16 protein-coding genes are annotated in these 19,042 nt (G+C 67.8%); 11 read left to right on the forward strand and 5 right to left on the reverse strand.

Annotated features, from left to right (window positions below; genetic code table 11):
* The first annotated feature begins 4 nt into the window (after positions 1-4).
* Positions 5-976 (forward strand): PASTA domain-containing protein, encoded by a 972-nt coding sequence (locus FXF50_RS01440; protein WP_187399463.1) that lies wholly within the window; start codon positions 5-7, stop codon positions 974-976.
* A 25-nt stretch (positions 977-1,001) separates the two neighbouring features.
* On the opposite strand, the gene FXF50_RS01445 is transcribed toward FXF50_RS01440, so the two are convergent.
* From FXF50_RS01445 to FXF50_RS01455, 3 genes are read right to left on the reverse strand one after another with little or no spacing between them, the layout of a single operon-like run.
* Positions 1,002-2,042: an ADP-ribosylglycohydrolase family protein gene (locus tag FXF50_RS01445; RefSeq protein WP_222865962.1), complete on the reverse strand. Its 1,041-nt coding sequence runs from the start codon at positions 2,040-2,042 to the stop codon at positions 1,002-1,004.
* On the reverse strand, positions 1,975-2,310 hold the full coding sequence (locus FXF50_RS01450; RefSeq protein WP_255509828.1) for a hypothetical protein: 336 nt from the start codon (positions 2,308-2,310) through the stop codon (positions 1,975-1,977). The genes FXF50_RS01445 and FXF50_RS01450 overlap by 68 nt, the downstream gene beginning before the upstream one ends.
* A 2-nt stretch (positions 2,311-2,312) precedes the next feature.
* Positions 2,313-2,591 (reverse strand): DivIVA domain-containing protein, encoded by a 279-nt coding sequence (locus FXF50_RS01455; protein ID WP_255509829.1) that lies wholly within the window; start codon positions 2,589-2,591, stop codon positions 2,313-2,315.
* 314 nt (positions 2,592-2,905) lie between these two features.
* Here FXF50_RS01455 and FXF50_RS01460 point away from each other — a divergent pair, with 314 nt between their 5' ends.
* From FXF50_RS01460 to FXF50_RS01505, 10 genes are all read left to right on the forward strand, one after another.
* A complete protein-coding gene (locus FXF50_RS01460) occupies positions 2,906-3,145 on the forward strand; it encodes a winged helix-turn-helix domain-containing protein (RefSeq protein WP_123242114.1) in 240 nt (79 codons plus the stop codon).
* 72 nt (positions 3,146-3,217) lie between these two features.
* The gene (gene pglX / locus FXF50_RS01465) at positions 3,218-6,796 is read left to right on the forward strand and encodes a BREX-2 system adenine-specific DNA-methyltransferase PglX (protein WP_148425366.1); all 3,579 of its coding nucleotides are present in this window, start codon (positions 3,218-3,220) and stop codon (positions 6,794-6,796) included.
* Between the two features lie 51 nt (positions 6,797-6,847).
* Positions 6,848-8,098 (forward strand): hypothetical protein, encoded by a 1,251-nt coding sequence (locus FXF50_RS01470; RefSeq protein ID WP_148425367.1) that lies wholly within the window; start codon positions 6,848-6,850, stop codon positions 8,096-8,098.
* Positions 8,099-8,208: 110 nt separating this feature from the next.
* On the forward strand, positions 8,209-11,094 hold the full coding sequence (locus FXF50_RS29140; RefSeq protein WP_187399464.1) for a hypothetical protein: 2,886 nt from the start codon (positions 8,209-8,211) through the stop codon (positions 11,092-11,094).
* A 26-nt stretch (positions 11,095-11,120) separates the two neighbouring features.
* Complete coding sequence (locus FXF50_RS01480; protein ID WP_148425368.1) at positions 11,121-12,317, forward strand: hypothetical protein; 1,197 nt, start codon at positions 11,121-11,123, stop codon at positions 12,315-12,317.
* Positions 12,318-12,437: 120 nt separating this feature from the next.
* Positions 12,438-13,058: a hypothetical protein gene (locus FXF50_RS01485; protein ID WP_148425369.1), complete on the forward strand. Its 621-nt coding sequence runs from the start codon at positions 12,438-12,440 to the stop codon at positions 13,056-13,058.
* Between the two features lie 57 nt (positions 13,059-13,115).
* Positions 13,116-13,526, forward strand: coding sequence for a YbaB/EbfC family nucleoid-associated protein (locus FXF50_RS01490; RefSeq protein WP_187399465.1), 411 nt, complete (start codon positions 13,116-13,118; stop codon positions 13,524-13,526).
* Complete coding sequence (locus tag FXF50_RS01495) at positions 13,523-13,831, forward strand: type VII secretion target (protein ID WP_187399466.1); 309 nt, start codon at positions 13,523-13,525, stop codon at positions 13,829-13,831. The genes FXF50_RS01490 and FXF50_RS01495 overlap by 4 nt, the downstream gene beginning before the upstream one ends.
* Positions 13,828-15,063, forward strand: a complete 1,236-nt coding sequence (locus FXF50_RS01500; RefSeq protein ID WP_148425372.1) for a WXG100 family type VII secretion target — start codon at positions 13,828-13,830, stop codon at positions 15,061-15,063. The genes FXF50_RS01495 and FXF50_RS01500 overlap by 4 nt, the downstream gene beginning before the upstream one ends.
* Positions 15,064-15,107: 44 nt before the next feature.
* Positions 15,108-15,437 carry a hypothetical protein gene (locus FXF50_RS01505; protein ID WP_148425373.1) on the forward strand — a complete coding sequence of 110 codons (330 nt, stop codon included), beginning with the start codon at positions 15,108-15,110 and terminating at the stop codon, positions 15,435-15,437.
* A gap of 211 nt (positions 15,438-15,648) precedes the next feature.
* Here FXF50_RS01505 and FXF50_RS01510 read toward each other — a convergent pair whose 3' ends face one another.
* Positions 15,649-16,839, reverse strand: a complete 1,191-nt coding sequence (locus tag FXF50_RS01510; RefSeq protein ID WP_148425374.1) for a restriction endonuclease — start codon at positions 16,837-16,839, stop codon at positions 15,649-15,651.
* A 31-nt stretch (positions 16,840-16,870) separates the two neighbouring features.
* On the reverse strand, positions 16,871-18,859 hold the full coding sequence (locus FXF50_RS01515; protein ID WP_148425375.1) for a DUF262 domain-containing protein: 1,989 nt from the start codon (positions 18,857-18,859) through the stop codon (positions 16,871-16,873).
* Positions 18,860-19,042 lie beyond the last annotated feature (183 nt).

Raw genomic sequence — 19,042 nt, forward strand, 5'->3', positions numbered from 1 at the left:
TCTGGTGGGGAAGAACGAGGATCCGGGTCGGGCTGCCTGGGTAGTGGTGGCCGTGTTGGTGGGGTTGTTCTTGGCGCCGGTCATCGGGGCGGTCTGGGGACTGTCGGTGGTTGCCACCTGGCTGCTGCGTCGCGGCAGTGAACACGCACCGTCGACTGCCAGGGCCCTCGGTGCCGGCTTCGTCGCGCTGGCCTCCGTCGCATTCGGGGCAGCCGTCTATCCCGCCGTGTTCGCGGAGCAGGAGACGACCCGCGCGTCAGCGCTGCAGGTGGCGACCTCATCGGCTCCGTCGCCAACGCCGTCGACGTCGCCATCCACCTTCGCGCTTCCCATCGTTCCCGATGCGGTCGGGAGCGAGCCCTACGCCGCCGCAAGCCTGATCCGTGGCGCGGGTCTGCGCTCGACGCTGCAGGACGCCTCGCCGCTCGATCGGCACGTGTACGTCGAGAAGAACTGGACCGTGGTGGCGACAGAGCCGCCCGCCGGCTCGCCGGTCGCGCCAGGGTCCGAGGTCACCGTACTGGTGCTCAAGAACGAGGAGGCCGTCTGGTTCACCGCGCATCCCAAGATGCCCAGCCTGTCCAAGGGCAAGCCGGCCGACACGCTGGTGCAGCCGAAGGGGGCGCTCGCCGGGATGAGCGAACTCGTTTTGTTCCGATACGCGAAGGGTCAGGCGCCGAAGTACGCAAGCGATCCCGTGGACAAGTACCTGATCGACGGCTGGGAGCCAGCCGAGGAGACCAAGGCCCGAGCGGGGCTGAAGCAGGCATACGAGTTCAGCTCGGTCACTGTCGGCAGTATTCCCTCCGCAGGCCAGTCTCTCCGGGTCGGCCGTCTGATCGTCGTGACGGTCAAGCAGGCACCGCGAACCAGCCGCCCCTACGGGAACGACGGCGGACAGCTCCCGTCGAGGCCGCACAACGATGACGATGACTTCAACGTGCCGGGCTGGCTCTGCCCGACGAGATTCTGCTGACCGGTGCCCGCTGGCGGCTGCCTGGCTACCAGCCGGGGTAGCGGTCCCACCACCGCGGATCGGGCGGGTCGTCGTAGCCGCTGCCGGACGGCCCGTCCAGGAACTCGCTGAGAAGGTCCCGCGCGAGCACGTCGGCGACCCAGGCCAGCTCCAGTCGCGAGACCAGGCCGACGGGGAGGGCCTCGACACCGTGCGCGGCGCCAAGGAAAGCCCCCGCAGCGACGGCCACGTGCCTGCCGTGCGGCACGGAGGCCGCGAACATCAGGGCGTCGAGGAGCTGGGCGGGGTCGGCATAGGAGAGGGCGACGTAGACGGCTCCGGCCAACGCCGACGCGGCTCTGGAATCTGGCACGAGCTGAGTCAGGACCTGGAGCTGCCGTGGCTGGTCCCGTGCGGCGTGTAGGGCCGCCGAGAGCGGCAGCCCCGTCATGACCTTTGTGAACGACTGACACTCCCGCTGTGCCAGCTCCGTCGCCTTATCGATGGTCTGACCTTTGACGAGGTTCGCCACCACTGTTGCGCCCAGAGCGGCGGCGTCTGCCGCCTCGGGCCCGTGCGTGGTAGAGGCAACCTCTGCCGCGAATCGTCCCGGCTCGGGCCCCCACCATCTGTTGAGGCCCGCAGGCAGGATGCGGGTGAGCGCGTGTGCCCCTGTGCTGTGCCAGGTGAGGTCTTCGGCGCCCCAGATCGGCTGGGCCTGCAGGGCGGAAACCGTGGCCGGCGCGGATCCTCGCCGGACCGCCAGCGCCGGCACCTGGGCGAGCCAGCCGTCCGGCCAGTCTTCCTCCTGCCAGCGTTTGATCCCTGGGATGCCCTGCAGCGCCGCCCACCTGGTGTACGCGTGCCGCACCACGCTGGGCGGATGACAGATGCCCTTGTGGGTGCCTCGGATGTTGGCTCGGATGATGCCCTCGACGGTGAAGCAGGCGAGTTGGCCGGCGCTGGTGGCTCGTAGCGTCCCGCTGGCAGGCACGTTTCCTCCGGTCGCGCCGATCGCGTCACCGAGCATCAGCCCGAGCACGCAGCCCCGAGCCGTCGCGAGCTGCTCCGCCGTCACCTTGGTCATGCGCGGAAGCATAGGGGCGGGAGACGCGAGAGCGGCTCGGGGCCGGGGTGCTGGTGGCGCGGTGGAGGCCGGCCAGCTGGACGAAGATCTCGCGCCGGTCGATCGCCTGGCCGCGCCGGTCGATGACGTAGCCGGTCAGCCACACCCAGCCGGTGTACGTCGGCTTGGGGCAGACCGAGACGACGCGGAAGGTCAGGGCGCGGTCACCGGCGAACTGCACCGAGGCGCGCCCGTCGATCCGCAGCAGGTCACCCGGTTGCGGTCGCACCGCTACCAGTGACCCTGGTTCGGTGGCCGGCACTCGCGGGCGTGCATGGTCTGCCAGTCCCGCAGCGCCCGCTTCAGCCGGTCGTTCTCCTCGGTGAGCAGGCGTACCCGCCGGTGGAGGTCGGTCAGCTCGTCGGCGACCAGGGCCTGGAACTCACGTACTTGATCGTGGTCGACGCCCCGGCGGCGCGGGTCGAACGTGCGGTTCCGCACCTCGTGCGGGGTCAACCGGGCCGGCAGGCCGGTCCCGTAGAGCTGGCCGGATCGATACACCTGGGTCACGTCGGTCCTTTCCGGGGCAGGCGGAAGCGCGGAGGGTCGGTGCGGCGGGTCTGGAAGGGCGGGCCGTCCGCACGCTGGCCGCGGACGACCCGCCCGCTCCGCGGCCGCAGCTTGAGATCAGCGGTACGGCAGCGAAGCAGTTCGGTGGGTCGGGACGGGCACGCGCACCCGCCCCGACCAGGGGGATGAACCGAACTCGTTGCCACGCGAGAAGCGGTTCCGCTCCAACATAACTAGGGAACACAGGGAAGTCAAAGCACGTTGTTTAGCCATTCGAGTTGTGATCGAATTCGGGTTGCCACGCGAGGAGTGACATGCCCGAATCAGCCGAATACCTCCGCATCGCCGCCGACGTGATGGCCGACGTCAAATCGGGGAAGCTGAAGCCAGGCGACCGACTGCCGTCGGTCGCACAGACTCGCGCCGACTACGGCGTCAGCTACGGAACCGTGCAGCTGGCATACGTCCGTCTTGAAGCGCTGCGGGTGATCCGACGCCAGCAGGGCAAGGGCGTCTTCGTCACTGACCCGAAGACCTGGATGCGGGAGCCGTAGGTAGCGACCTGTCAGGCAGATTGGGCCTTACGGGTACCTGCGTCCCGTGAGCGGGACGACTAGAGTTCTCGCGTGATCGACCGGAAGCTGCTCTTGTCCGACCTGCAGAAGCAGGTCAAGAACCTGGAAAAGGACCTGCGGGAGCAGGCCGAGTCGGTCGAGGAGGTGCGCCTCCGCCTGCGCGGCGAGTATGACCACGCCTTCAAGGTCGGGCGTACCGCCGCCACCTGGGCGGCCTGGCGGGACGAGCGGGTCACTCAGGTGGCTGTCGCCTGGGTGCTCGGCACCGTCTTCGTACGCTTCTGCGAGGACAACGGCTTGCTGCCGGACCCCTACCTGGCCGGTGCGGGGGACCGCCTGGTCCTCGCCGAGGAGGCCGAGGCGCAGTTCTTCCGCGACCAGCCCGACAAGACCCTGCGCGACTGGCTGCACCACGGCTTTGACTCCATCGCCAGCACCCAGGCCGGCAAGTCGCTCTTCGACAAGCGGCACAACCCGCTCTACCAGATCCCGCTCTCGCACGACGCGGCCAGGGAGCTGATCGGCTTCTGGCGCCGGCGCACCGAGCAGGGCGACCTGGTGCACAAGTTCCGCGACGAGTTGTGGGACACACGGTTCCTTGGCGACCTCTATCAGGACCTTTCTGAGTACGCCAAGAAGACCTACGCGCTGCTCCAGACGCCGGAGTTCGTCGAGGAGTTCATCCTCGACCTGACGCTCACCCCGGCGATCGAAGAGTTCGGTCACGACGTGGTCAAGATGATCGACCCGACCTGCGGATCGGGCCACTTCGTCCTCGGAGCCTTCCACCGCCTGCTGAAGGAATGGGAGCGGCACGCCCCCAACCGCGACCCCCACGAGCGAGTGCGCCTCGCCCTCGACGCCGTCCATGGCGTCGACATCAACCCCTTCGCGGTGGCCATCGCCCGCTTCCGCCTCCTCGTCGCCGCCCTCCGCGCCAGCGGCGTCAAGGCCCTTCCCGACTCGGCTGGGTACGTCTTCCCGATGCACCTAGCGGTCGGCGACTCGCTGATCAAGCGGCGGCAGGACATGCTGTTCGGCGAGGACCCGATGACCGAGTTCGCCTATGCGACCGAGGACGTGCAGGAGTACTCCGGCATCCTCAGCCCCGGCCGCTACCACGTCGTGGTGGGCAACCCGCCCTACATCACCGTGAAGGACAAGGGCCTCAACGAGGCCTACCGCGAGATGTACGACGCGTGCTCCGGCAAGTACGCCCTGTCGGTGCCCTTCGCTCAGCGATTCTTCCAGCTTGCCAAGCCAGGCGACGGAGAGGGCAAGGGTGCGGGGCACGTCGGGCAGATCACGGCCAACTCGTTCATGAAGCGCGAGTTCGGCAAGAAGATGATCGAAAAGCTGTTCGCCGTCGACGTTAACCTGACCCACGTTATCGACACATCCGGCTCGTACATCCCTGGACACGGCACCCCGACCGTCATTCTCATCGGCCGCAACACCAACCGAGGACGGGCTGGCACGATCCGCACGGTCATGGGCATCCGGGGGGAGCCCGGCGTGCCGATTGATCCCAGCAAGGGCGAAGTTTGGCAGGCGATCACCCGGCAAACCAAGCTGCCCGGCTCTGAAAGCCAGTGGGTAAGTGTAATCGATCTTGAGCGTCGGAAGTTGGCCAGTCATCCCTGGAGTCTTAGTGGAGGTGGTGCGAGCGATGTCCAGCAATCGATTGAAGGGCGTGGGCTCGTGTCGCTGGGAAGCGTGGCCGACTCCGTTGGTATTACATGCTTCACGCTTGGCGATGAGATTTATCTCCTTCCTCCTAGGGCTGCAGGGCGGCGCTCCCTGGATTCTGGTCGAACTCGACCGATGATCGAGGGAGACCTGCTTCGAGACTGGGGGATCGCCCTTGGCGAGGTGGCGGTCTTCCCATACGACAGCGACTTTCGTCCAGTGGCTGTGGAGCAAGATATCCCGGTCCTCAAATATTTGTGGCCGGCGCGTAATGTGCTCGCCAACAGCATTCTGTTTGGAGGTAAAACTAAGGTTGGCGGCGGACTTCGCTGGAGTGAGTACGGCCGCCTAACGGCCAGCAAGCTTCGCGTTCCACTCTCTATCTCCTTCGCTTTTGTGGCAACCCACAACCACTTTGTCCTGGACCGTGGCAACAAGGTGTTCAAGCAGACCGCGCCCGTGATTAAGCTCTCGGAGGGTGCGTCGGAGGACGATCACCTGCGGCTGCTCGGGGTGCTCAATAGCTCGACCGCCTGCTTCTGGCTCAAGCAGGTTAGCCATAACAAGGGCGGACCCGGCGGTGGTTACTCCAAGGGCGAAAAGTGGCGAGACTTCTACGAGTTCGCTGCGGCCAAGCTACAAGCCTTTCCGCTGCCGTCGGCGTACCCCCTTGGACTCAGTCGGGAGATCGACGGCCTGGCGCAGCGCCTCGCGACGCTCACTCCGGCTGCGGTCGCTGCCTCTGGCGTACCCACCCGCGAGCGGCTCCATGCCGCCGAGCGGGAGTGGCGCTCGGTCCGGGCGCGGATGATCGCGCTGCAGGAGGAGTTGGACTGGCAGGTCTACTCGCTCTACGGGCTGCTGGACGAGGAGTTGACTGCCCCGGCCGGTTCTGCGCCGGAGTTGAAGCTGGGGGAGCGGGCGTTCGAGATCGTGCTGGCCCGCATGATGAGGGACGGCGAGGTGGAGACGCGCTGGTTCCGGGACTTCGGTTCTACGCCGATCACCGAGCTACCGGCGCACTGGTCGGACGAGTACCGGGCGATCGTGGAGGGGCGGATCGCGGTCATCGAGGGCAACCGCAACATCGGGTTGATCGAGCGGCCTGATAACAAGCGCACCTGGGAGACGGCTGGCTGGGACGCGATGCAGGCGAAGGCGCTGCGCGACTGGCTGCTGGACCGGTGCGAGGCGCGGGAGCTGTGGTACCACCACGTCGACGGCCTCGAACAGCCGCGCCCGCTGACCACCGCCCAGCTCGCCGACGAGCTGCGCCGCGACGATGACGTGCTGACCGTCGCCGGCATCTACGCGCCCGGTCAGGATCTCGGCAAGGTGATCGCCGACCTGGTCGCCGACGAGCACGTGCCGCACCTGGCCGCGCTGCGCTACAAGGACTCCGGCCTGTCCAAGCGGGCCGACTGGGAGCACGTGTGGGACCTGCAGCGGCAGGAGGACGCGCTGCCTGACGAGGCGGCGAAGCGGGAGTTCCGCAAGCAGATCCCGGTGCCGCCGAAGTACACCTCGGCGGACTTCCTCAAGACCAGCTTCTGGCGGCACCGGGGCAAGCTCGACGTGCCCAAGGAGCGGTTCGTCTCGTACCCGGGTGCCAGCCGCGACGGTGACCCGTCCCTGCTGGTCGGCTGGGCCGGCTGGGACCACCGCGAGCAGGCCCAGGCCCTCGCCACCCTGATCGTCGCGCGCGAGCAGGAGGACGGCTGGGCCGCCGACCGGCTGCTTCCGCTGGTCGCGGGGTTGCGCGAGATCCTGCCCTGGGTACGCCAGTGGCACGGCGAGTTCGACCCGGAGTGGGGTGCCTCGCCGGCGGACATCTACGCCGGCTTCCTCGCCGAAACCACCAACCGCCTGCACCTCACCGACGAGACCTTGACCTCGTGGCGCCCGCCCAAGGCCACCCGCGGCCGGAAGGCGAAGCAGTGAACAGAGCAGAGGGCGTCGCTGCCTACCCCTTCCGTACGTCAGGAGCCGACAATGGGTAACGAGATTCAGCTGATCAGTGACGGCGATGGACTGGCGGTCATCGGAGATCCGACGGCCGTCGAACGTTTCCTCGTCGCTGAGGAACTGCCGTCGACGGACCTCGGACTGCCTCGGCTCGGGTCTGTCCTCAGTGCCGGGGCGGCAGCGGCACAGGCGGGTTCCGAGATCGCCGCCCACTCGGGTCGCTGGGTGCAGCTGACCAAGGAGTCCGCGCAGACTGTCCACAAGTTCGGTCTGATGCCGACCAAGACCCCAGGGGTCAGCCACGCGATGGTGGGGGATCCGGGCTCGATCCAGAAGTGGCTCCAGATCTCGAAGGGGCCCGGCGCGATCGCGGGCAATCCGGCGCTGCTGGCCGGTGCAGCGGGGATCATGGCGCAGCTTGCGATGCAACAGAGCATGAAAGAGATCACCGACTATCTCGCCAAGATCGACGAGAAGGTCGACGATGTGCTCCGCGCCCAGAAGGACGCCGTGTTGGCCCGCATGATCGGCGTGGGCTTCGTCCTCGAGGAGGCCATGACCATCCGAGAGGCGAGGGGCCGGGTCGACGAGGTCACGTGGTCAAAGGTGCAGGGCGCGCCGGCGACGATCGCAGAAACCCAGGCGTACGCGCTGCGTCAGCTCGACGCGCTCGCGGAGAAGCTGGAGCGCAAGACCACGATCGGTGATCTCGCCAAGGCGGCCAGGGAAGCAGAGTCCAAGGGACAGGAGTGGCTCGTTGTCCTGGCCCGCTGCTTCCAGCTGCAGGACGCGATCGCCGTGCTCGAACTCGATCGCGTGCTGGACGCGTCGCCCGGGGAGTTGGACGGGCATCGCCTCGGGCTGAGGACTGCCCGGCAGAACCGGCTCGAACTCATCTCCCGGTGCACCTTGCGCCTGCTGGCCCGCATGGAAGCGGCCGCGGGCAGAGCCAACGCCAAGGTGCTGCTGAATCCGCTGGACTCCCCGGCTGTGGTGAAGTCGAGCAACCATGTCTCGGTCGCCATCGTCGAGTTCCACGGGCGGCTCGGGATCGAGGGCGCTCGCCAGTCATCGGAGGCGAGACGATGGACGGACGCGGCCATGGAGGCGCGGGACAAGGCGCTCGAGACAGGGGCAGACGGCGTCGGTGCTGCCGTGCGCCTCGGCAACGACACGCTCGGCCGTGCCAAATGGGCGACGGGCAAGCTCTCCAGCCGGATCGCCGAGCGAGGGCTCCGCTGGCGCGGGGACGACGAGAAACGCGACGAGAAGGACTGAAACCCTCGATTGCGGTGGCCTGACAACTGAACCACCGGCTCCTGGCCCCTGACCCGCCCTGCTCATGAGGGGCGGGTCAGGGACACCCGTACGTGAGAAGTCTCGTTGTCGTGGAAGGCAGCATGGCATCACGGCCCCCCTCCGGGTACCAGATCAGGAAAGTGCACCCCACGCTGGGGGAACTGCAGCGGTACACCCTCAACAAGCCGCTGACCTTCCGCTGTTCGAGGTGCCAGCGCACCAACATGTCCAGCTCGGTGGTCACCATCGGTGGGGACTGGTCCCGTCTGCTCTGCGGTCATTGTTACGGCGGGTCGGTGGGATCCGGTAAGAGCGTGGCCCCGAAGGCGAAGGCCGCCGGAACCTCAGCGAGAGCGCAGCCTGAGACGCACCGGCCGGCCAGCCCGCTGCCCCGGGACATGGTGTGGCTCGCCGCGCTGCACCGTTCCGTCGCCGAGGGGAAGGAGCTGTCCCCGTCCGAGCAGGAGCTCTACCGCCGGCGTGCCGGTGAGCCCGCCTCCATCGCCGCCATCAGATACGCGGAGGGGCTGCTCGAGATCGAGGTCCGGATCGCCGAACTGACCGGCGGCCGGGCCCCCGAGACGCTGAGCCGCACCCGCGATGAGTTGGCGCTCCGGCGCGTGGAAGCGTCCGAGAGCTTCCGTGCCTCTCGCCGGCATGTCCGGGGCGAGCAGGCCTCCGCTGACTCGCGGCCGGAGTCCTTGCCGACGCAGGTGGTCTGTGACGTTGCCGGCAGCACCTTCGACGCGGCGCTCGCCCAGGTGCTTCGCCGTCGGGGGCTACGTCTCGTCGATCTTGACCCGCCGGCCACCGACATCTGGGCCTGGCTGCGCCTGCATGAGAAGCCGGTCGCGCCGGAAGTGCCTGCCGAGGTGAAGCGCCTGCGGAAACTGAGCCAGGCGGACTTCACGCGTGAAGCTATGGCCGACGTTAACCGCTGGCAGTACGACGAAGCGCTGGCGCACCCGGCCGTGGCCGAACAGTGGGCAGCCTGCGCTGATGAAATCCTGGCGGAGACTGAGCGCGCGTACCGGTCACTTCAGGCCGACCCGAGCAGCGGGCGCGGCAAGGAGGTCTCGACACGTCTGCGACGGGCTGGCGAGACACATGCGCGGGCCAGCGCGCGCTGCCTCGAGGCCCAACTGATGGTGGAGGACCTGCAAGTTCAGGCCACCCGAATCCATCGGGCACGGGGAATGCCGAAGCTTCGATCAGACTGCCTGGCCGAGGCGACCCGGGCGGTCCGCAAGAGCGATTCCGACCTGGCACGACACGTCGACCGAGCGATCGAGGAGCACCGGAGAGGATGCCCGCAACGGCGTGACTGCGAGCGCCGGGCTGGTTGTGTGTCGTCGATCGGGGAAGCGGTGCGGTTCCGGCTGGCGGCGGTGGAACTGCCCGCAGCAGAGCCGCTCGCGCCGAATGCGCGCCCTGTCGAAGGAGTGTCGTCGACGGAATTGGCGCGGTGCGGGCACGAGCGGGCCGCCTTCCTCTGTCCCGACCTGCTCAAGCAGGTGCCGACCGACCTGGCGCGGGTCATCGGTGTGGTGGACCTCGCGTACCGCGGCGAGGGGCGATTCGGGTTCGCCTGGGTGACGGAGTACGGCGAACTGGGCACCGGGGCCGACCACGCGGTCAACGAGCATGACGCCTGGCTCCACGCGACGTGTCGTGGTGTCTTGGACCTGGGTGGCGAACTGTCGAACGTACACATTGCCTGTCGTGACGAGCGGGCGGCTTCCGTCGTGAGGTATGTGGTTGCTGCCGGGCTCGTACCCGATGCCTTGGGGTTTCCGGTGTCGCAACGCACACGTGATCTGCTCGCTGCGCTGGTCGCGCGATCTGGCAAGACCTTCGTCGACGCTGACCGCTGCCCCGGACCACATCGGGGTTCGACCGCGGCACAACGCCTGGCAGCGGTCGTTCTTGAAGCCGGGCGTGAGACCGGTGGCGCGCAGGCGGTGAAGTCACTGGCGGATGAGATCTCCGAGGACCTGCGTGAGACGGCAGAGTCGCGGGCTCAGCTGCCACGGCTAGCCGAGGCTGGGCAGTGGAGTCCCGCGGGTTCGAAAGCCGGGGAACTTCGGTGGACGGCGGCGGTAGGGCGGGCCCAGATCAACGGGGGCTGGTGCGCCATTCCCGCTGGAATGACGACACCGCCCGCCGCTGACAGCCGCCTCCGGCTTGCTGTCCATCATCCGGGTCACGCCGAGCAGGACGAGCGGGCTGAGAGCGACGTGTTGATCCGGCATGTTGGCGGAAGGTGGGAGCTGCATGGCGTGGTGTGGCCGCCGGGTCTGCTTCCGGGGACCCTGGTCAGCTTCACCTGGCGTCCGGGTGACGATGCGATTCTGGCCGGTACCGACCTACTGCCTCGCCCCGAGCGGGTCGACGAACTGACCTACCGGCACCGCTACGACATCCGCGTGGTCGTCCGGGAAACTGCGCCGGGAGCGGAGCAGGGGGCCGGGGTGCCCGACCTCTCCGACGCGGGATGGGTCATGCGGACGCTGCGTAAGCTCGGCCATCTCAGCCCTGACGGGAGCGCCATCCTGGCCGAGAAGGCGCTCGTACGTAACTGCCGTGAGCTGGGCTTGCCGCAAAGCCGCGTGGGTCGCATCCATCCCGCTGTGGAGGACCTGATTCGTGAGCGGCGAATCGGGAGGGTACGAGGAAGCCTGGACCGCAACGGGTTGCCCAGCTATCCGCCGCGAGCCGGTGAGTCCCGCGTCGAGCTCCTGCGCTACGTCCCGAAAGTGGTGAGCCTCGCCCCGCACCCGGACCACCGGCAGGAGGCCCGATCGCCGCGCCGTGACCACTGGGTGGACGGCTTCGTACGGCGGCTGCCGGCGGGTGCGCACGCCTCGGCGGAGCAGATCGAGGCGCACCGCGAGGCGATCCGCGCCGCCGAGGTCGTCGACCGGCCACTTCGCGACGGCTTCACGTACGTGCGCCGGCACCGGCGGGCACGCTGACCCGACGACTTCGAGGGGTGGAAACGGTGATCGAATCGACGGAGACACCAGACGTCGAGAGCTGGTGGAATGCCGCCGACGTGGACGAGGTGGCCGAGATGCTGGCGTCCCGTCGGTCCCGGCTCTGGCAACTCCTCGATCCTGCCGACCTTGCCGCGTGGGTCTTCGCTGAGCCCGCCGCGGCACCGGTCGATCCGTCGCCGGTCGACATCGATGATGCCTGGTCGGCTGGGCTGGACGAGAGCCGCCGCCGTTCCTGGGCGCTCGCCGGCTGGGTCGCTCGTACCGTGGTGCCCGAGGCGGCCAGCACCGCCGGAAGGTACTGGATCCTGTCGCGCCTGGACGACAGCGCACCGGTGCTGCGGCTGACGGTCGGAGTACTGGAGATCCTCGGGCTGTACGAGTCGGGTGAGGCGGTATGGCTGCGGTTGCACGCCGCACCGGTGGGCCTCGCCATGGATGCCGGGATCCTCGACCTGGAGGAGTGGGAGCGGCACGGCATCGAGGTGTTGGAGGACGGCACGAAAACCCTCGCCGAGGAGAAGCTTCTCGTCCGCTGCCCTGACCTGGACACCGCGCTCTGGCTGCTGCGGCAGCCACCGGTGATCGCCGGACTGCGGCTGCTGGCCTGTTGGGTGGCTGCCGGGCCGTTCTCGTTCGAGGGTCGCTACCGACCCGAGGTGGTGGGTCGGGCGTGGCAGGCGGCCGAGTGCCTGACGGAGGTCGAGACTGGCAGTGAGCCGGCCGCGGTGCAAGGCTTCGACCGCCCGTACAACGGGGTGACCGTGCCTGCCGACCTGCCGCTGCAGCGATCGTTCGACGCGGAGGCGTACCGCGCCGGGGTCGACGAGCATGACCGGCTCTGCCGACTGGTGATCGACCACCTCGCCGCCAGTGGCCTGCGAGGCGGAGCCGGACTGCACGGTGTGCCGGTGGATCTCGCGTGGCGGGACGCCGAGGGGCGGCAGTTCATCGCCGAGGTGAAGAGCGTGGTCGGCGGCAATGACGTGGAGCAGCTACGCCTCGGCCTCGGCCAGGTGCTCGAATACCGGCATCGCCTGGCCGTCCGCGAGGTTTCGGCGATCGCCGTGCTGGTGGTTTCCGGCAGGGTGGATCCGTTGTGGCGGGACATCTGCGCCGAAAGCAAGGTTCGTCTGCTGTCCGGTGATGACTCGCCGGCGACATGGGCCGAGCTGTTCGGGACGGCGCTGTGTGAACCCTGAGGGGAGGGGTGCCTTCAGCCGCACGGGCAGGCTGAGTGTCAAATCTGACAATCCTCGGGATGGCTCGACGTCGATGCATTCGCTAGGTTGGATCCTCCATGACGTACGAGGGGATGCGACGTGGACAAGCCCGGCAGGGTGTTCTGCGTGGAGGGTCAGTGGGGCGATGACCTGACCGAACGCGGCTCGGTGTTACCGACGTTGGAGATGCTCGAGCGATTGAACCGGATCCGCTTCATCCACCGGGATGTCGCAACACCGGACGAGCTGCGCTTCTACCTCGACCAGTGGCTGTCCAAGAAGTACGCCTCGTACAACGTCGGCATCTTCGCGATAGACGGCGGCCCGGGCACCTTGTGCCTGTCCCGGAACCAGAAGCTCGATCTGACCGAGCTGGTCGAATGGATGCAGGATCGATGCGATGGTAAGCAGCTCTACTTCGACTGCGGCACCATTCTCCGCATCTCCGATGCTGCCCTCGTCGAGATCCTGGAGCGGACCGGAGCGACGATGGTGTGTGGGTTCACCAAGACCATCGACTGGGTGGAGTCAGCCGCGTTCGACACGGTTCTCGTCGACCGGCTCGCCAACGCCCGCAAGGCCAACAGTGTCGAACAGTTGGTGCGGGCGACCCGCTGGGCGCCGCTGGCGCAGCACCTGGGCTTCCGCATGGTCTATCGCAATGGCCACGGCCCGCACATCCCCGCGATGAGGCGACCGGAGTCCGTCGTGCCGGCGTAGCTCAGTGAGCTGACGTACCCGAACGGGCTCGTTGCGCGGGGGAGGGAGAGAGCAGTGATGGACGCGGACGCGGCCGAGGACTGGGTTAGTTCCTGGGCTGCCTCGGTGAGCGAACGTGCCGCCCAGACTCAGGAGATGTCGCGGAGGGTGGCTGACCTGACCGCCTCCGCCGCGGGCGCCGACGGCGCGGTCAGGGTAACGGTGGCCGCCTCCGGGGTCGTCACCGAGCTGAGGTTGGATGAGCGGGTTCGGAACTGGCCCGCCGCGCGGATCTCGGCAGAGATCATGGCGACGATGCGCCGGGCGCAGGCTCGGCTCGCCGGCGCGGTGGCCGACGTGGCGGCGCAGACCGTAGGCGTTGACTCCGAGACCGGGCGGGCGGTGGTAGCCAGCTATGCCAGCCGGTTTCCGGAGCCGCCCGAGGAGTCGGATGATGGTCCTTCATCACGCCGACGTGGTGTGTGGTGACCGCCGGCTTCGAGGTCGACACCAGCTCGCTGCGGGCCCACGCGTCGGCGGTCGACGAGACCGCCGACGCCGTCGACGAGTGCCGGCGCGCCGCGGTGTCGATCGAGTTGGGGCGTGATGCGTACGGCCGGCTTTGTCAGCTGATCCCGAGCCTGCTTCATCCGTTGCAGGATGCCACCGCCGACAGCCTCGGCGAGACGGTCCGCGCGTTGCAGCGGGCGGCTGACGGACTGCGTACGGTCTCCGACCGGTACGAGCGGGGCGACGATCATGCGGCAGGCCTGTTCGGTGGTGCGACGCGGTGAGTGAGGCACCCCCGCTGATCGCCGCTCCCCAGGACAGCACGACGGCCTTCAGCGGGATCTATATCGCTGAAGACATCGACGCGCTGATGGCCGGCTACACCTCCGGCGGCTGGATCGATGTGGCGATCGGCGGATTCGCGACCTCGATGGACGCTCTCGCCGTCGTCACCGACCCGCTCGGGCAGTTGGTGGCGTGGGGTGTGGGCTGGCTGATCGAGCACGTGAAGCCCCTGTCCGACGCCTTGGACGAACTGGCCGGCGACCCTGATCAGATCACGGCCTACGCACAGACGTGGCAGAACATCGCCAAGGCTGCGGCAGAGGCGGGCACCGACCTCCAGGGCAGGGTCGGCCGACAGGTGGCGGACTGGAGCGGGGCTGCCGCCGAGGCCTACCGGCAAACCCACAGCCGGCACCTGGCTGCCCTGACCGCGCTCAGCAGGGCTGCCAGCGCCATGGCGGAAGTCACCACCGGCGCAGGACTGCTGGTTGCGATGGTGCGAGGGCTGGTTCGTGACCTCATCGCGGAATTCGTGTCGGTGCTGGCGGTGCGACTGTGGGAGTGGCTCGCCGAAGAGGGACTGACGTTGGGACTGGCCACCCCGTGGGTGGTCACGCAGGTAACCGCCCTTGCCGGTAAGTGGGCGGCCCGGATCACCCGCCTGCTGCACGCACTGATCGAGAGCCTGCGGCGACTGACCCCCATCCTGCGTCGCCTCCGACAGCTCATCGCGGATCTCAAAGCCCTTGTGCGGCGCTCGGCACCCGGTAGTGCGGCGCCGTCAACTGCCGTGGACCGCGCCAACCACCTGCTTCACGCCGATGCCGATCCGCTTCGCAAGTGGGGCCCGGCCCGACAGACTCACCCCGCGGAGTGGGAGGCGGCCATCCAGGAGGCGCGTGACCTCGGGGTCGAGATCACCTTCCGCTCGGATGCTCTGGCCTACGGTCCGGCACCCGGACCGGGAAGTCCGGGCCACCTCATCATCGATCCCGACGCCTCCTACGGCGCGCTGCTGCACGAGATGCAGCATCTGCACGACGACCACGCTGCGGGATGGGCCGGTATGAGAGGCTGGTTCGAGGACCCGGTCGTTCGGTACGAGAACGAGGTCCGCGCCTATCAGCGGGAGATCGACTACGCTAGATCGATCGGGGACCAGGAGTCGGTCGATCGCCTGAACCAGGCGATCCGCGAAGAGTATTCGAGAATTTTCGGAGTCGATCCATGACCGCGCCGCGTCCGCCCCAGCTTCCGGTCCCTCCGGTACGGCAGATGAGCAACGAGGAGTTGGCGAACCTGGCCGCGCAGGGAGGTCCGTACCGGGGCAAGGCCGTCTTCGAACTGGTCGACCGCGCCCGGGCGGACGACGAGGCCGCGACCAGGCTGGACCAGCTGAGCCGACTCCCGGCTTTGCGCGAAGACCGCGCCTTCCACCTGGTCTCCCTCGCCTGGGCGGCGATCATCGGATTGCTCGCTGCGGAGACGCCGCACGCACGGAAACTGGCCTACGCCGCGTTCGCGGCACTCGATCCCGCGGACCGGACAGACTTCCTGTCGTACGTGCGGGCGGAGCGGATCGAGGAAGCGCATCCGCGCATCTGAGGAGCCTTCCGTCAGTATGACCTCCGCGGCTCGGGGACGAAGCGGACCACTCCGCGGGCGAGGTCGGGGTGTGCGGTGTACCCCGCATCTCCCCACGATCGGCTGTGCTGGTGCGACCGGTCACCGTTGGCCCACCACGCCGGGTGGCGGTAGGCGGAGGGCGGCAGTCTTCCGGGTATCAGACTTGAATCGTGGGCGAAGCGGCCAAGGCTCACCCGGCGCCGGGCTCGGGCGTGTTGAGGACGTCCAGCATCGCGGCGGCTACCTGCTCGATGTAGTCGATCGTCCGCGTGGTGCCGGCCCCGTCGATGTGGCGCTTCCGAGTGGGGTCATCAGGATCCTCGTCGTACTCGTGGGCGATCTTGTGGCGGCGCTGCACGATCTGCCGGAGCTGCTCCTGCGCGTCCTTGCCCGTTAAGGTGACCCCGTCTCCGCTCTGTTCCGTGAGCACCCGCGCCACCCGGTCCCAGAAGCCCTTGACATCGTGGACGAGACCGAAGCCCTCCCGGATCTTGTCCGGGTTCTGGTAAACCAGGTGACCCTGGTCGCGTAGCTGCTGATCGAGGGCTTCCACGAGCGTCTTCGTGCCGAGCTGGACTTGCTCGACCAGCCCGAGCGAGATCTGAAAAGCCGCGAACGCTCTCGGCTTCTGCGCCGCGGGCTGGGCAACCAACTTGAGCATCCGGGCCCGGATCTCCTGGCGGACCCAGTGGTCGAGCGCGGCGACGCTCTGCACCCAGGCCGCCCGGAACACGTCCGAGACCTCGAACGCCCCCACCTTGAGCTGGTCCAGGTGTTGGCCGGCGGTGGCAAGACTACGTGCGTAGTTCAGGTTTCGCCGGAGGTTCGTGAACGGTGCAGAGCCGTCGTCGTGGTCGGGTGGAGCGGCGGTGACGGGAGCGTCGGGAAGCGTTGTCGCTGGCGTGTCGAAGCCCAGAAGTCGCTCGAGTCGGGCGACGCTGTCGGCCTGGTTGATCCGGTAGACGGTCGTCAGCGACGGCAGACCGAGCACCTCGTGCTCCACCGACGCCCGAGGAAGGTCGGTGCGGGACCAATGCACCGACCGCACATGGCGGATTCCCGAGGGCAGGTCGGTCCGGTACTCGTAGGGCCCGACCACGCGGCCGACGGCAACATCGGGGCTGGTCCGTCGCAGGAACAGCACGATGTCACCCTCGGACATCCTCGACCGGAACGCGACCAGTTGGATCGCGTAGTTCTCCGCCGCGCGCCGCTCGACGTCCGGGTAGGCGGCCCGGACCCGCTCGCGGATCTCGCTGGGGCTGGTGGTCGTCGTGAGGTCTCCCGCAGCAGACCAACCGACCGCGATCAGGTTCTTGTCGAGGGCGAGTGCGTCGTAGCTGTCGTCACGCCCGGCTCGCACGATCCATGCCTTGGCCATCAAATCCCCTTCTGAGAAGTGCGTGCGCGGGTCAGTCAGTGCTGGTGATCGGGAATCTGATGGGTTCGCCGTCCCACTGCTTCGCCTCGATCCGGGGAAGCGCGGAGAGTGGCTGGGATGTGTCGAGCTCCCGGTCAAAGACCGTCCGCCATTCCTCCGGCGTTCCGGTGACCAGGAACGGGCCGATGTGTACCTGCAACGAATCCTCGATCATCTCGACCGGGACGGACTCGCCGGCAATCGTCACATCGCTGTCGATGCCCGCGATCCGCGCGGACTCGATGGCGCTGTCCAGCTCGGCCATGCTGGCCCAGCCAGTCCAGGAGATGCCGTCGCCGGATGCGGTGAACACGATCCGGCCACCGTCGCGGAGGCTGCCGTAGAGGGCCAGGTCGAGAGACAGGCCGGCGCTCGGGTCGGCGTTCTCGGAAGGCCCCTCATCGAGGAATGGCGGCCGGAAGCGGTCCAGGAGGGCGTTCATCGCTTCCGCGAGGAGGGCCCGGCGCGTGTTGAGGAACCGCTGGTAGCCGTCTGGAGTCCGCAGCGGCTCGTCGAGCGGCACGAGGTGTGCCCGCAGTTCGTCGTCACTCAGGCTGGGGAAGTACTCTGCCGGGCTCCGGCCGTTGATCTTCTTGTTGGCCTGGGCGGAGATGAACACCAGGTTGGCGAGATCATTGACCAGGCCTTTGTCGAAACGACGGTCGTCGAGAGTGGATGGCGGATGAACGTGGTGGTGCTCGAGCTTCGGCGCGTCCTCGGTGCCAGGAAGAATGTCGCTGCCGTACCACCAGTCGCGAGCACCCCGGGCCAGGGCCACTAGCAGGCTGAGGAAGAAGTAGGGGCTTTCCTTCGTCCGGCCGCGCAGCGCTCGTTCGGTGACCTCGGCGCGGGAGCTCTCGACGTTGAGCCCTTCCAGCAGCGAGCGGACCGGGTCAGCCTGCCGGGCGGCGCGGATGTCCTGGCTGAGCCTGGTGTCGGTGGAACCGCTGTAGCGGGTCCGGATGGTGGCGAGCAGCAGCCAGTAGATGATCCCGTTCGAGGTCTCCGGGTCCACGGTGTCCTCGATGCGCTCACCGAGCAGCACGACTACCGGAATCAGCACGATCATCGAGGGCAGCGGGTCAGACCGGGTCAATTGGAGGTGTGTCTGCAGCAGCGGAACCAACCGTCGAAGGCCGCGCTTGACTACCTCCCAACCCCGCTCCAGATCCGTGTCGCTGGTCTGCCGCAGCTTGCTGTGGGACCACACCGACAGACCACGTCCCAGGACGACGCCTGCCAGCGCCCGGGACAGGAAGTTGACGTCGATGTGCCCGTAGCCGCGGCGGAGCCAGTGCTCCGACTCGCTCTGCAGTTCGGCCAGCACCCCCTTCCAGCGCGTGGACAGGGTGGCCATCGCCAGGTCCAGGGTGCCCAGCCGGCGACCGCCGCTGTTGACCCGAACGAAGATCTCCGCGACCTCCTCGTACGGGAAGCCCTTGAGGACCTCCATGACGAACCGGCGGTTGCGCAGCTCCTTGATCTTGCTGAGTCGATCCTCGATCTCGTGGTCCTCCAGCGTGGAGCCCGCGTCGAGCAGCCGCTTGGTTAGCCGCAGCATGCTGGCCTTCGGATCGAGCACGGCCGCCACCTTGACCCACTTCGGGTCGCGCTGGGTGGCCGCGCTCTGGTTCTGGAACTTCTGGTTCTCCACATGGAAGACGACTTGTGCCTCCGGGTGATCAGTGAATACCCGGTGCAGGGACGTCAGGCGCTGCTGGCCGTCGAGGAGAAAGAGCGGGGGCTTCGACGGCGTCGCTTCGGGCCCGTTGACGAACATCTCTCGGGTCTCCGGGGCGTCGTCGGTCTCCCAGAACAGCAGGGAACCGAAGGGGTAGCCCCGGTAGATGGAGTCCATCAGCTTGGCGACCTGTGTCGGCTTCCAGACATATTCGCGCTGAATCTCGGGAAGCAGGATCTCGGCATTCGAGATTTCGTCGATCAGCTTTCCGATGGACCGTTCGATCCTGTCGACGTGCATCAGCCAACCTCTTCATTGCCGCTGGTTCCGTGAATGCCGAGCCAAGGCCCGTGCAGGAGACGAACGCGACGCGCAGCCGCCCCGTGGATGGCGGGAGGGCATGCGATGCGAGCGGGCCTAGTGATGTCCTACCGCGCCAGGTATCTGCTGTCCAGCCCATGATCAGCCGTTGCCTGCCCACGA

It is taken from the genome of Micromonospora sp. AP08 (assembly GCF_008085935.1).
GTDB lineage: Bacteria > Actinomycetota > Actinomycetes > Mycobacteriales > Micromonosporaceae > Micromonospora > Micromonospora chersina.

Coding starts and splice junctions, on each gene's coding strand:
- FXF50_RS01445 (WP_222865962.1), bottom strand. CDS start 2,042: ATGACCAAGGTGACGGCGGAGCAGCTCGCGACGGCTCGGGGCTGCGTG.
- FXF50_RS01460 (WP_123242114.1), top strand. CDS start 2,906: ATGCCCGAATCAGCCGAATACCTCCGCATCGCCGCCGACGTGATGGCC.
- FXF50_RS01470 (WP_148425367.1), top strand. CDS start 6,848: ATGGGTAACGAGATTCAGCTGATCAGTGACGGCGATGGACTGGCGGTC.
- FXF50_RS01490 (WP_187399465.1), top strand. CDS start 13,116: ATGGACGCGGACGCGGCCGAGGACTGGGTTAGTTCCTGGGCTGCCTCG.
- FXF50_RS01505 (WP_148425373.1), top strand. CDS start 15,108: ATGAGCAACGAGGAGTTGGCGAACCTGGCCGCGCAGGGAGGTCCGTAC.
- FXF50_RS01510 (WP_148425374.1), bottom strand. CDS start 16,839: ATGGCCAAGGCATGGATCGTGCGAGCCGGGCGTGACGACAGCTACGAC.
- FXF50_RS01515 (WP_148425375.1), bottom strand. CDS start 18,859: ATGCACGTCGACAGGATCGAACGGTCCATCGGAAAGCTGATCGACGAA.